11 protein-coding genes are annotated in these 13717 nt (G+C 27.2%); 2 read left to right on the top strand and 9 right to left on the bottom strand.

Annotated features, from left to right (window positions below):
• Nucleotides 1-123 precede the first annotated feature (123 nt).
• Nucleotides 124-783, top strand: coding sequence for a hypothetical protein (locus tag IPP08_05815; GenBank protein QQS67679.1), 660 nt, complete (start codon nucleotides 124-126; stop codon nucleotides 781-783).
• Here the strand turns inward: IPP08_05815 and IPP08_05810 are convergent.
• Both IPP08_05810 and IPP08_05805 read right to left on the bottom strand, forming a co-directional pair.
• Nucleotides 769-2961 (bottom strand): heavy metal translocating P-type ATPase, encoded by a 2193-nt coding sequence (locus tag IPP08_05810; protein ID QQS67678.1) that lies wholly within the window; start codon nucleotides 2959-2961, stop codon nucleotides 769-771. The two genes, IPP08_05815 and IPP08_05810, sit on opposite strands and share 15 nt — an antisense overlap.
• A gap of 51 nt (nucleotides 2962-3012) precedes the next feature.
• On the bottom strand, nucleotides 3013-3549 hold the full coding sequence (locus IPP08_05805; protein ID QQS67677.1) for a dCTP deaminase: 537 nt from the start codon (nucleotides 3547-3549) through the stop codon (nucleotides 3013-3015).
• A gap of 136 nt (nucleotides 3550-3685) precedes the next feature.
• Here IPP08_05805 and IPP08_05800 point away from each other — a divergent pair, with 136 nt between their 5' ends.
• Nucleotides 3686-4477 carry a 5-deoxy-glucuronate isomerase gene (locus tag IPP08_05800; GenBank protein ID QQS67676.1) on the top strand — a complete coding sequence of 264 codons (792 nt, stop codon included), beginning with the start codon at nucleotides 3686-3688 and terminating at the stop codon, nucleotides 4475-4477.
• 36 nt (nucleotides 4478-4513) lie between these two features.
• Here IPP08_05800 and IPP08_05795 read toward each other — a convergent pair whose 3' ends face one another.
• From IPP08_05795 to IPP08_05765, 7 genes are all read right to left on the bottom strand, one after another.
• Nucleotides 4514-5701 (bottom strand): DUF2851 family protein, encoded by a 1188-nt coding sequence (locus IPP08_05795; protein QQS67675.1) that lies wholly within the window; start codon nucleotides 5699-5701, stop codon nucleotides 4514-4516.
• Between the two features lie 9 nt (nucleotides 5702-5710).
• Nucleotides 5711-8404: a hypothetical protein gene (locus tag IPP08_05790; GenBank protein ID QQS67674.1), complete on the bottom strand. Its 2694-nt coding sequence runs from the start codon at nucleotides 8402-8404 to the stop codon at nucleotides 5711-5713.
• Nucleotides 8405-8466: 62 nt separating this feature from the next.
• Complete coding sequence (gene pyrF, locus IPP08_05785; GenBank protein ID QQS67673.1) at nucleotides 8467-9261, bottom strand: orotidine-5'-phosphate decarboxylase; 795 nt, start codon at nucleotides 9259-9261, stop codon at nucleotides 8467-8469.
• Nucleotides 9262-9320: 59 nt separating this feature from the next.
• On the bottom strand, nucleotides 9321-10148 hold the full coding sequence (locus tag IPP08_05780) for a M48 family metalloprotease (protein ID QQS67672.1): 828 nt from the start codon (nucleotides 10146-10148) through the stop codon (nucleotides 9321-9323).
• A gap of 5 nt (nucleotides 10149-10153) precedes the next feature.
• Nucleotides 10154-10915, bottom strand: coding sequence for a tRNA pseudouridine(38-40) synthase TruA (gene truA, locus IPP08_05775; GenBank protein QQS67671.1), 762 nt, complete (start codon nucleotides 10913-10915; stop codon nucleotides 10154-10156).
• 16 nt (nucleotides 10916-10931) lie between these two features.
• Complete coding sequence (locus tag IPP08_05770) at nucleotides 10932-11582, bottom strand: hypothetical protein (GenBank protein ID QQS67670.1); 651 nt, start codon at nucleotides 11580-11582, stop codon at nucleotides 10932-10934.
• A gap of 99 nt (nucleotides 11583-11681) precedes the next feature.
• On the bottom strand, nucleotides 11682-13697 hold the full coding sequence (locus IPP08_05765) for a hypothetical protein (GenBank protein QQS67669.1): 2016 nt from the start codon (nucleotides 13695-13697) through the stop codon (nucleotides 11682-11684).
• Nucleotides 13698-13717: the final 20 nt, after the last annotated feature.

Genomic DNA, 13717 nt, shown 5'->3' with positions numbered 1-13717 from the left:
ATAAATACAAAAAACAGGTTTCATTTAGAGACCTGTTTTTTTTTGAATAATTTAATATATTAACAAAATTTGTTCTAATTTATGTTTAAACAAAAATTTAAAAATTGAAATTTTGATAATAAAATGAAAAATGTTATAATTACAGGATCTAGTGGAATGATTGGAAATTTGATTTTATTGAAATGTATTAACAATAATAATATTAAAAATGTTACTTGCATTAGTAGAAAACCATTATTAATTAAACATCCAAAAATAATTGAAGTTATTCATAATGATTTTTTAGATTTCAATTTAATTTCACATTATTTACAGAATCAAGATATTTGTTTTTATTGCTTAGGAGTTTATACTGGACAAGTATCAAAAGAAGAATTTTATAAAATAACAGTAAATTATACAGAAGAATTTGCAAAGGCTTTGATTGAAAATTCTAATTGCACAACATTTTGTTTTCTGAGTGGACAAGGTGCAGATTCAAAAGAAAAAAGTAAGATTATGTTTGCTCGTGATAAAGGAATCGCTGAAAACAAATTACTAAAACTGAGTTTCTATCGAACATATATATTTAGACCTGGATACATTTATCCAATAGTAAAAAGAATTGAACCTAACTTCAATTATAAAATATTCAGAATTGGTTATAAATATATTATGAAATTTATTTATCCAAACATAGGTGTTACATCTGAAAAATTAGCTGATGTTATGTTGGATGTTGGGTTAAACTTAGGCAACAAAACTATTTATGAAAATAAAGATATAAGATTATTTAGAATTTAATTTTGAATTATATTTCAACATTCTTAATCCATTAGTAGTTACTATCAAAGAAGCTCCCATATCAGCAAAAACAGCTAACCACAAAAATGAATAACCAAAAAGAGCTAAGATTGCAAAAACAAATTTAATCCCAATTGCTAACCACAAATTTTGTTTTAATAAAATTAAAGTTTTTTTAGAAGTTAAAATAAAGTCAATAATTTTATTTAAATTATTATCGATTATATTTACAGTAGCAGCTTCTAAAGCCATTCCTGAACCAATTGAACCTAAAGCAAAACCTATATCAGCTTTAGCAATTGCAGGGGCATCGTTTATTCCATCTCCTACCATTCCTATTGTTTGATTATTTTTTTGATATGAAACAATTTTTGAAATTTTATCTTCTGGTAACAAATCTCCAGTTGAGTCTAATATCCCTAACTGTTTTCCAATTTTATTTGTTGTTACAACATTATCACCACTAATAATTGCTGTTTTTATACCTAAATTTTTCAGTTTTAATACAGTTTCAATTGCATCTGATCTCAATGAATCAGTAACTCCAATTATTCCAAGAACTTTTAATTTAGTCATCACTAAAACGATTGTCTTCCCATCACTTTCAAGTTTATATAAAATATCTTCTATTTCTATTGAACAAACATTTAACTCATGAGCTAACCTATGATTTCCAACATAAATTTCAACTCCCTCTACTATTCCACATGCACCTCTTCCAATAATTGATTTGAAATCCAAAACAAATATTTCACCTTCACTTTGATGACAATTTTCATGTGCAGTAATAACTGCTTTAGCAATAGGATGAGTAGCTTTAGCTTCAATTGCAGAGGCAACATGAAGTATATCATTTTCAGTATATTCAGAGAATGAAACTACATCTGTAACTTTTAAACTCCCCTCAGTTAACGTTCCAGTTTTATCAAATACTATTAAGTTGATTTTACTTCCTTCCTCAATATAAGCTCCCCCTTTAACTATAATTCCATTTCGTGCTAAATTAGTTAATGCACTTACAATAGTAACAGGGGTTGAAATTACTAAAGCACAAGGACAACCAGTAACAAGAATAAACAAACCTTTTTCTAGCCATTCATGCCAATTTCCTCCAAAAATTAATGGAAAAATAAATGCAATAATCAATCCTATCAAAAAAACAATTGGAGTATAAATCCTAGAAAATTTATCTATAAATCTTTCAGTAACTCCTTTATTAAACTGAGCAGCATTGACAAGTTTTTTTACATTGTTGATAGTTGAATTTTCTGCTGTACCTTTTGCTTTGTAGTCAAATGTACCTTCTTGATTAATACTTCCAGCAAATATATTATCACCAATACTTTTTACTACTGGTATTGACTCACCTGTAATTGCAGCTTGATTAAGAGTTGAGGTTCCTGAAATTACTTCTCCATCAATCATTATTTTTTCTCCTGGCCTAACTCTTAAAATATCATTTGTTTTAACATGATGTATTTTATGTTTATGCCATTCATTTTGATGGAAAACTTCAACTTCATTCGGACTCAAATCAATAGCATTACCTAATGCATTTCTAACCTTTAACAAACTTCGTTTTTCTATAAGTTCAGCTAAAGCAAATAAAGAAATAACCATTGCAGCTTCACTATACTCTCCTAATAATATTGCTCCAATTACAGCTACAAACATTAAAATATGAATATTCAAAGAAAAAGTTTTGATTGAGTTCCAAGTTTTTTTTGCGAAGTTTGTTCCGCATAAAACAATTGCAACAAAAGCAAATAGAATTAGCAGATTCTCAATATTAAAGAATGAAGTTATTTCCGATGAAGAAGATATTTTTTCATTTGAGTGAGAATGATTATGTCCACCAATAATAAAATGTATAACTTCAGAGGAAATTGCTAGAACAACTGCAATAAAAATTTTGATTGAATTAAGGTTTAACCAAAAACTTTGTTCATTAGTTTCAACTTTTTCATTATCATTAATTATTACTGTAGCAGACATTCCAACTGAATCTAATGTTTTAATTAAAAATTTTATATCGGATGAATGTTCAATTGATAATGTATGAGATATAAAATCAAAATTTAAATCTTTAATATTTGGTATAACAGAAAGCTTTTTTCTTATAACATTTTCTTCAGCACTACAACACAATTCTAAAATCTCAAATTTTGTTTTAATCATTTTCAATAAATAAATTTATCTTAAAGTATACTCAAATACAATTCTATCTTGTCATTTAAAATTCTTCCACATCATTGATTCAACTGGTTTATCAGTTCTATTATTATATTTTGCATTACCTTTTTTATTGTAAAATGTTTCAATTTCACCTGAAGTAACAAAATAAATTAGCTGACCAACTGGCATCCCAGCATATACTCTCACAGGTTGTTTAACTGAAATTTCTAAAGTCCAATAATTACAAAATCCAACATCCCCTTTTCCAGCTGTTGCATGGATATCAATGCCTAATCTTCCAATTGAGCTTTTTCCTTCTAAGAATGGTACATGCCTATGAGTTTCAGTATATTCTTGTGTAACTCCTAAGTAAAATTTTTCAGGCAATAATAAATAACCTTCTTGAGGAATCTCAAAAGTGGTTATTGTGTTATGCTTTTTTGCATCTAATTCAAATGAATCATAAGTTGATAAAAAATTTCCAAGATGAACATCATAACTATTAGTCCCCAAACATTCTCTATCGAAAGGTTCAACTACAATTTCACCATTTTCAATACTATGCAAAATCTCTTTGTCAGATAAAATCATAAAATAATTTTGATTTAATTTTTATTATTTGAATGAGTAATTTAATTTGTAATACTTAAAAAAGTAGAAAATGTAATTAATGAATTTTAATTCTTAAATTGCTAATTTACGAAACAACATTAATTTATTACAAAATATGCAAAATCATAAGTGGTTATTCAGGAATACAGCAGTTAACAAAGGTAGAAATATTTTAATTACAAACGATAATTCAGAGTTTAAATTTATTAATGCTGGAAGAATAATTTTAGATACCAATTTACCTTCGATAACAGCACAGAATAAGGATTCTGAAACTTGTTTATTAGTTCTAAGTGGAAATGGTAGAGTTATAATTGGTGAAAACGTTTTTGATGTTGTAAAATTGGATGGAGTGTATGTTTCAAAGGGAGAATCATTTATTATTGAAACTGATACTTTCATAGATATTGTAGAGGCTAGTGCAAAATCAAATTTAATTTTTGAAAGTAAACTTGTTAAATTTGATGATGTAAAAGATAACCCAGCAATGTGCTTTGATGTAGGGAACGAACCTTATAAAAGAAAAATTAACAAGATAATTGCAGAAAATGTTGAAGGTTCAAGATTATTAATGGGTATTACTCAATCATCAAAAGGTAATTGGACTAGTTGGCCACCACACGAACATGCTAAAACTCAAGAGGAGTTATATTTATTTGTTGACATGCCCTTTCCAGCATTTGGTACTCAATACATTTATAATAATTTAGAAAATGCAGATTTGATTATTCCAGTTTTTAACAACGATGCAGTAACTATTGTAGAAGGTTATCACCCGAATGTAGCTGCTCCTGGATATGAAATTAATTTTGTATGGGTTCTTTGTTCTTTAGAGGAATTGACTTTTAGAAAATTAGGAGGAGTAAACGTTCAACCTGAATTTCTGATGGATACAGGGCTTAAATAAAATGTTTTGATAATTGTTGTTTGAATTAAATAATTATTATTTGTAATATCTTTGGTAATATTCAATAGCACCTTGTTGATAAAATGCACCTTTTAATTGACTTCCATTCAAAAATTTATTTTCAATTTTTCTAATAATTGAATTTGATTCTAAAGAAAAAGAATTTCTGTATGCTATACAAGAACTTTCAATTAATGATTTATTGTTGAGAAAAATTCCTGAAGCAAGCCCTGTTGGTAGTATTGTATTAATTACTATATCTTTTGCTCTTGAACTTCCAATAAAAGTAAAACCAAAAAGTTCAATTTGAATATCAGTTAATAGAGAATTAACATTTTTAGATTTTATTAAATTTTCAAATATATTTTTGATGAAATTTTTATTATAAATTCTTTCTAAAGTAAAAGCTGCTGCAATAATTCTTATATATGGAGAATTACTACTTCTAGTATTAAAATTCCAATCTAATCTAGGAAAATCACAATTATCATAAATCAAAATTTTATCTTGATTCTGAATTCTGTTGGAAATAGATTTATAAAGTGAATTTGGGATTTTATTATAAAAATCTTCAATTGAAATACCTGAGATTTTAACTAGATATATAATCAAATCATAAATTTCATATTGTTTTAGTAATTGATAATCATTGATAACTAATTCTGCTAATACTTTCATTTGACTTCTATTCTGAGAGAAACCTAAAGCATCAAACAATTTTACAATAATAGTATTATAAATATGATTTTTTACAGTTAAATCTCCAATTAAATTTACAATATCGGTAGTTCTATTTAAAAATCTTTCCCATGATAAAACTGATAATTCGTTAATCTCAAATGTTTTAATTTCATTATTAATAACAATTTTAGAACTAGAATTATTAGATGAATCTAATCGTTTAATTTGAGTGTCATATATTGTTGGGATACTTAACTCTAATTTAGATGTTATGTTATGGATTACATGTAGAATTACTTTATCATAATCCTGATCTAAATGGTGGGAATGAAGAAACCAATCTTTTTCATCAATATGAAATTCAATCGAACCAATTTTAAGTTCACCATTTATTAACAATATTCCACCCGAAAAATCTGGTCCTGCATTATAATTCCTTTCACCTTTAGATATTACAATAATTTTTTCTTTTTTTATTGAAATAAATTCGTCACCAATTTTAACTAAATTTATCCAATCATAATATTGAATTTTTTCATTCATTTAAATGATTTATTTCTGAATAATAAATTTTGTAGTTTTCCCATCAATTTCTAGAAAGTAATTACTATTTGGTAAATTTGAAACATCAATCGATAAATCATTTTTCCCGGGGTTTATAATTATTTCTTTTTTAATAAAATTCAAACCTAAATTATTATAAATATTAATATTTTTTTCAATAGATACTTTATTAATATTGTTTACAAATAAATATAATTTGTTTTTAATAATATTTCCTTTAATATAAAACGTAGAAATGTTATTATTAGTTGTAGTATTATCTATAATCGAAGAAGGTATAAACTTACTTGTATAAATTCCATTACCCCATGTTGCAATAGCTATTTCATTTTTAAAATTAATATCAATCATATCTACAATTACATTACCAATATTATTGATACCTTCTTGTGACCAAATATAGTTCCCTTTTTCATTATAACTTGAAGAGAACAAACCAATACTTGTCCCAACAAAAATTTGAAATGGTTCGGATTTACTTTGTTGAGGTACAATAGATGCCCATTTACATGAAGGACCAGAGCCATTTCCATCTGGGGATTCTTCTAAATTACTTGAGATATTTTTCCAATTCTTCCCACCATCTTCTGAAAGAAAAAGACTGTTAACATTATAATTTGTAAAAACTACTAAAATTAAATCTGGATATTTTTCTGTTGATACAATACAATTTATATATGCATTTTTAGGAAACTCATTACCAGTAATTTCAAATGATTTTAATTCTAAATCATTTTTGTTACTTGTCTTAAATATGTGTCCATTTGTAGTTCCATAATACAAATTATCACCAGAAGTTGTTAATGCTGAAATTTGCATATTGTCATTGAGTCTTGTACCTTCCATAGTAATTCCAGGTGAAGGATTGTTGTAATCATATCTAATATTAGAATTTAAATTTTTTACAATCTTAATGAAGGAACCAGCAGCAATATACATATTATCACTATCAGGCATAAAAAATGGATTTACAAACAAATAATTAGCATCTCCTCCTTTATTTATATAATCAAAACCACCTGATGAATCAATTCTATAAATGGATCCATTTTGACTTGAAGTATAAACTGAACCTCCTCCTGGATTTGAACAAAAACAACCATCACCACTTCCAACATTCTCCCAATTATCATTTGGTATTTGTTTGATAGATCTCCAAGAACCATTATCTTGAGCACCACCAACAACAGAATTTGTTAATCCTGATTTATCAATTGAAACAGAATAAAATTGTGAAGTTATATATCCATTATTTAATTGAACCCAATTGTTACCTTCATTTTTAACTTCAGAATAATCAACTTTTTTCACACCACCATCATTCCCACAATAGATAACATTTGTGTCTCTGTTTGAAAAAACTAATGTATGTTGATCTGGATGTAAAGCACCATTTTCATCCCAATTTCCTTGACTTGGATACCCACCAATCCATCTATAATTAGTAGTCTCGAATGCATCGGATGATACGTGTAAATTTGCACTACCCAAGAATGCTATCTTTTCATTTCTAGGGTTAAATTTTAAATACATTGCATAAGAATTTAGAGAATTGAATCCGTTACGAGCATCAGGTGGTAAATTATCAGATAAATTAATCCAACTCTTATTATTCACATTATATCTTAATAAAGCAGACCATTCAGGAAAGCCATAAAATCCATCAATTTTTTTTCCGAATTCATGAGTTTGACCTAAAACATAAATTAATGATTCATTACTTGGAGGATAACTAACAACTAACCTTTGAGTAGAATCTGAAAAATTTTCTGGAGTAATTTTTTCCCATTTAACTCCATCACTAGAATGATAAATCCCACCGAGACCGCTCGATGAACTCATTGTTGCATAAACTTGACCACTTGGTGTAACACAAACATCAGAGTAACAGTTTTGAGTATTAACATTACCAATAGAATTAACCCAAGTTAAACCGCCGTTAGAACTTCTTCTAATGCCTTTGTAAGTTGCAGCATAAACAATGTCTTCGTCAATTTTAGAATTATCTAAATCAACTTTATAAATATAATCAAAACTGTTATCTTGTAGGTTAGGTTTTGAAGTTGATGTTGAGGGAAGTAAGTTCCAAGACAAACCATTATCTATTGATTTATAAATTCCATCTCCACTAAATAATACATTTCCAAACCTTATACTTGGTGAACGATATTCACCAGTTCCACAGAACCAGATATTACCCTTTCCTTTTCTTAAATCTTGTATTAAACAAGTTGTGTTAGGTAATTGATCTGTTTTTGAAACTTTGTTCCAACTAGAACCGTTATCAATACTTCTGAAAATACCTCCACTACTTGAACCAGCAATTATAATATTGTTATCATTAATATCTAAGCCTAAAGCCCTTGTTCTTCCCCCTAGGTTATATGGACCAATGTTTTTCCAGGATAAACCAATTTTTGAAGTTTTACTTAATGAATTGTAATTTGATAATCTCTTAGCAAAATTTAATTCTTTACTTCTAATATTATTTGGAACAACATTTAGATTTGGATCTCTTAGTTTGAGAAATTCTTGAGATTCACGCAATCCTGGTTCTTCATTTACAGCTTCAACATCAAATTTAATTAAAGAACTATTGTTCAAACTTAAATAGTCTTTAGTCATAAAATATGTTGAAATCATCACCAACAAAGAGAGTATTAATAAAGAAATTGTTTTCATATAAATAATTAAATTATAATTCCAATAAACTTTTAACTTACTATAAATTAAAATAAAATGTTTTAAATTAAGTTTTTAGAAAATTCAATAGTATTTAATCTAATCTGCGATTCAATTTCTGTTTGATTTTCTATTTTTGTTATTCCTCTTGATACGTTGATAAATGCAACACCATTATTATTTGCTTTTATGGTTTCTGTTGAACTCCCACCCTGAGCTCCAACCCCAGGAATTAATAGTGGTACATTATTTCCAACTAATTCTCTAACTTCAGCTAACTCATCAGGGTGTGTAGCACCAATTACAAAACCTAGATCACCATTATCTCCAAAGGCATTTAAGCACTTTTTAATAACTATTTTGTATAATGCTTCATTTCCAAAAACTAGTCTTTGAAAATCATCAGAACCAGGGTTTGAAGTTAAAGCTAATACAAAAACACATTTATCTTTAAATCCAAAAAATGGTTTTATGGAATCTATTCCCATATAAGGGGCAACTGTTATTGCATCAAAATTATATTTATTAAAAACTGATTCTGCATAATGTTTTGAAGTATTACCTATATCGCCTCTTTTGGCATCGGCTATCTTTATTACTTCATCTGGAATCAATTTTAATGTATTTTCAATAATATTAAAACATTCTATTCCCCATGATTCATAAAATGCAAAATTTAATTTATAAGCATTACATAAATCTTTAGTGTTTTCTATTATAAATTTATTGAAATCAAAAATTGGATTTATACTTTCTTTGAAAAGTGAAGGTAAAGTAGTAACATCAATATCTAATCCAATACATAGTTTGCTATTATTTGAATTGTGTAATGATGATTTATATTTATCTAAAAACATTTATATATGATTTAATTCTAAAGAAGAATGATTGAAAAAAAGATAATTATAAAATAGAACTATCTGTTATTAAGTTGTTTTAACATATCTCTATACTCTGTAGCCATCAAATTTTGTGGACCTGGAGAAGGAATATTATTTTTTCTTAAAAGATTATTTACATTATCTACTCTCGATTGTGGTAAGGGATGAGTTGACATCCATTCATCTAATTTTCCTCCTGTAGAGCGATTACCTTTTTCAGCTAACATTTTCTCAAAAAATTTCTTTATTCCACCAGGCCAATAATTACTGCTCCTCAAATATTCAAATGATGAATTATCTGCCTCTGTTTCATCTTCTCGACTATTTTTCAACATAGCAATCAGTGCTCCAGCATTAGCAGCTACTTTAGTTAATTCTGATGGGTTATTTCCAAGAGCTAAAGATGCTAAAACCTCTAAACCTAAGCTATTAGTCATGTGTTGAGTGCCATGTCTATTTTCAGCATGAGCAATCTCATGACCTACTACACCAGCTAAAGAGGCTTCATCTTCAAGGTATTTTAAAATACCAGTATAGACATAGATATATCCTCCAGGTGTACAAAAAGCATTTAATACTTTATCGTCATTAATAATCGTTACTTTATAAGGAAAGTTCTTTTTATATTTTATCTTAGGTGAAATTAAAATTTTATTCACTAAATTTTGAACATAATTTTGAACATAATTATTATTTAGGATTGGGTACTGTTGAGGATTGCGTCTTATTTCTTTGTCCATTTCAGAACCGAGTTGAGTGTCTTGAGATAAAGGAAAAACATTTAATCCACATTGAATTAAAAATAATGATAGAAACAAAATCAGTATTCCAGATACAAAATTTAATTTGTTAATTTTAGTCATAATATTTAGAATGAAAAATGTTGATACTCAATTTTAGTTAAAAATAATCCGTTTGGTTTTATCATCATACTTTGATTAGATCTTTCTTTTTTATTTATCAATTCGTCAAATTCAGAATGAACTCTTTTACCTGTTGCACAATCAATTTGAAAACCTAATATTAATCTTACCATTCCGTATAAAAATCTATTTGCCTCGATATTGTATTCTAGATAATCCTTACCAATTTCCCAATCACTTTTAGTAACATCACATATTGAATTTAATGTGTCAGGATTATTTTTGGAAAAAAATGTAAAATCTTTTTTCCCAATTATTTTGTTTGCACACAAATTTAAAATTTCAGGGTTGAAATCTTTGAACAAAAAATATCTATATCGGTTTAAAAAAGGATTTTTAATTAAAGATATTTTATATTTATAACCTCTATTAATTGCTGAAAATCTAGAATGAAAATCATTAGAAACATCAACAACATCAGAAATATAAATTGAATTTGGTAATAATGAATTTAATTTTTCTTTAAGTATATGATTATCAAATCTTTTATAAATATCTGCATGAGCAACTTGCATTTCAGCATGAACACCAGTATCTGTTCTTCCCGCTCCAATTAATTTAACTTCAATGTTATATGTTAACTTAACTAGGGCTTCTTGAATTATTCCTTGAATTGACTTAGAATTATTTTGTATCTGCCATCCTGAATAGTTGGTTCCATCATACATTATCTTAAATGCAACTCTACTCAATTCTCTATTTGACATACAATAAAAAATAATTTTATTTGTTTTGAGAAGAATTAGACTTTTCAATATTTGATTTTTTTGAAATCAAAATAGTAAAATCATTTAGAACATTTTTAAAACTATTATTAATTAAATTTGTGTCAATCATTGATCTTATGTAAGTTCCTGATTCAGTAAATCTGTCTAAAGGATTATACATATTTTCTACTGGATATGAAGTTTGAGTTGTATTATACTTTTCAATAATTGGCTTACCAGATGTAAACAAATCTATTGACCAATAATTATTTCTTTTTTTATTAGAATTTCTTAAGTCTTTGTCACGATCATCTAAGTTTGGGTACATCCAAACTATATTAATAGAATCTAATGAGGTATTAAATAAATTCAATATTGGAGAATAGTATGGTTTATCTACATTAGATAATTTTTCACTCAATCTCCATAAATATTCTTGCCAAGCACATACTAAAATATACTTTGAAGAATCATTTTTGGTTGATACAATATAAATGTCTTTAGGAAGATATTCATATTTCAAAATTTTATTTAAAGAATCTGTTTTGGTGTATTTTGCAACAGTGTATTTTTTTATTAAACAATCATTAATTTTAAATTCTTCAATAAATTTTGCTGATTGTTTAATTGGGATTCGAGGAATTCTACAACTAGTTAATAAAAACAAAAATAAGAATAACAAATTCCTATACCGACTTAATCTAATATTCAAAATTATAAAATTTTCAAAGATTCATATTATTTGTTTGTTTTTTAAAACATACTACTACTCATTTTCAAGCTTGTTAGAATCAGTTTTATTATTTTCTTCATCAAAACTTTTCCTATGTTTTAATCCTTGATTTCTATTTCCAAACTGATTATAGCCCCCTACTCCAGGGTTACCATATGTTGAACTTCCAAAATTTGTATTTCCTCTATCCTTTGAAATTCCACTACTATTATATCCTCTAGAATATCCTTGGTTTTTTGGTTTATATCTATTCTTTTCGTTTTGTGGAGGATATCTATTAGAGCTATTATTATCCTTATTATAATTTCTTTCAAAATTACTTCTGTTGTCATTTTTATCGATTCTATTTACACCATCACTTTCATATCTGTTGTTATTTGCTCTATCTCCATAATTATTATTGTTGTTACTATGGTTATATCGGTTTGAATTTGAAGAATTACTTCCTCTATATTTACTATTAAAATTTTCACTATTTTGAGAATCATTTCTAGGTCTGTAGCCACCTTCTACATTCCTAGGTTTATAACTTCCTTGTTGAGCTCCTGTACTTCTTCTTTCATCTCTATATTGATAACCACCTCTCTCACTTCTTTGTTGATCATTGTAACCACCTCTCTCACTTCTTTGTTGATCATTGTAACCACCTCTCTCACTTCTTTGTTGATCATTGTAACCACCTCTCTCACTTCTTTGTTGATCATTGAATCTACTATTTCTAGGTTGTTGATCTCTTTGATAGCCTCTATCCTGATTTTCACTTCTGGGTTGATTTCCAAATTGATTTCTATCATTCCTAGGTTGAAACCTATCTGTTTGATTAGTTCTACTTCTTTGTTGAAATCCACCAGCATTGGATCTACCTTGTTGGTAGCCTCCGGAATTTGATTTGCTTTGATTATAACCACCATATTCTCTATGTGAAGAATCACTATTTTGACTACTTCTGATTCTTTGATTTGAATTTCCTACCCTCTGATCTGTATTATCATAACTTCTTCTTGGACTATATGTGCCATTTTCTGTACTTGGATTGTGTTGATATCTTGTATAGCTTCTTCTAGGTCTTTCATCTGAAAACTTTTTCTTAGATGAATCATATGGTTTAATTACTGCCTTAACAATTAATTTCCTGTCTGGCTTTGGATCTGGAGGTAATTCCCCTCTCATGAAAGTATGAAGTTTGTATTCTTCGAATTCTTCTTTAGTAAGTTCTCTCCATTCATTTGGATGAACATCTTTTTCGTTTATTGATCCTATTTGGGTTCTTCTGATTGATGTTACTTCAGACTTTAACGTTTTAAATGCTTTAAAGATTGACTCGAATGACAAATTTGAAGAGATGGTAATATCAAAATTTTGTGATTTTTTAGATGAATTTACTATAACAATAGAAGTTGGAATAAATTTAACTTTATCACTTATTTCTATTCCTTTTTTAAAGTCTTTTATTTTTTTATCAGTCAGTATTTTATTGATTTTAACTCTATAAGTCATTTGTAATTCTTCATTGACAGAATGGCTCATAGAATGGAACCTAGGATCATTTGATATTAAGACTAACCCTTGCATACTTTTTCTTAACTTTCCAAAAAGAAATTCCCATCCTTTTGTAAAACCGAATTGTTCAGAAAATTTAACATCATTTTCATTTAATTCAACATTAATTGGTTTGTTAAAAATATAATAGAAATATCTTTTATAAATATGAATTTCCACATCATTCAACAAAACTTTATCTTTTTTTGCTGTTAATTCTTTAAATGGATTTAAAATTAATTCATTATTTACTTTTACATTTCCAACTTGTACTAGTTTTTTTGCAATTCTATGAGATGCAATTTTAGATTTATTTAATAATTTAACAAGAGTAATTTTAGAAATTACTTTTACTTTTTTAGGCAAGTTTGGTTGTGGTTCTCTATAAGGTTTTGAATCACGATAATTCCTATTATTGTTACTCCTATCATTGAAATTTGTTGAGTTAGTGCCTCTACTTGAGAAATTTGGATTTCTCTTTTCCCCTTCTGGTTTGTAAAAATTATTCACTTTAATTTAATAATTTTGGT

It is taken from the genome of Chlorobiota bacterium (assembly GCA_016700335.1).
Classification (GTDB): domain Bacteria; phylum Bacteroidota; class Ignavibacteria; order OLB7; family OLB7.
This window is presented reverse-complemented; position numbering and strand designations above follow the sequence as displayed.

Excerpts from the sequence above, each read along its gene's own strand:
- IPP08_05815 (QQS67679.1), top strand. The coding sequence starts at position 124 with ATGAAAAATGTTATAATTACAGGATCTAGTGGAATGATTGGAAATTTG.
- IPP08_05810 (QQS67678.1), bottom strand. The coding sequence starts at position 2,961 with ATGATTAAAACAAAATTTGAGATTTTAGAATTGTGTTGTAGTGCTGAA.
- IPP08_05805 (QQS67677.1), bottom strand. The coding sequence starts at position 3,549 with ATGATTTTATCTGACAAAGAGATTTTGCATAGTATTGAAAATGGTGAA.
- IPP08_05800 (QQS67676.1), top strand. The coding sequence starts at position 3,686 with ATGCAAAATCATAAGTGGTTATTCAGGAATACAGCAGTTAACAAAGGT.
- IPP08_05795 (QQS67675.1), bottom strand. The coding sequence starts at position 5,701 with ATGAATGAAAAAATTCAATATTATGATTGGATAAATTTAGTTAAAATT.
- IPP08_05790 (QQS67674.1), bottom strand. The coding sequence starts at position 8,404 with ATGAAAACAATTTCTTTATTAATACTCTCTTTGTTGGTGATGATTTCA.
- pyrF (QQS67673.1), bottom strand. The coding sequence starts at position 9,261 with ATGTTTTTAGATAAATATAAATCATCATTACACAATTCAAATAATAGC.
- IPP08_05780 (QQS67672.1), bottom strand. The coding sequence starts at position 10,148 with ATGACTAAAATTAACAAATTAAATTTTGTATCTGGAATACTGATTTTG.
- truA (QQS67671.1), bottom strand. The coding sequence starts at position 10,915 with ATGTCAAATAGAGAATTGAGTAGAGTTGCATTTAAGATAATGTATGAT.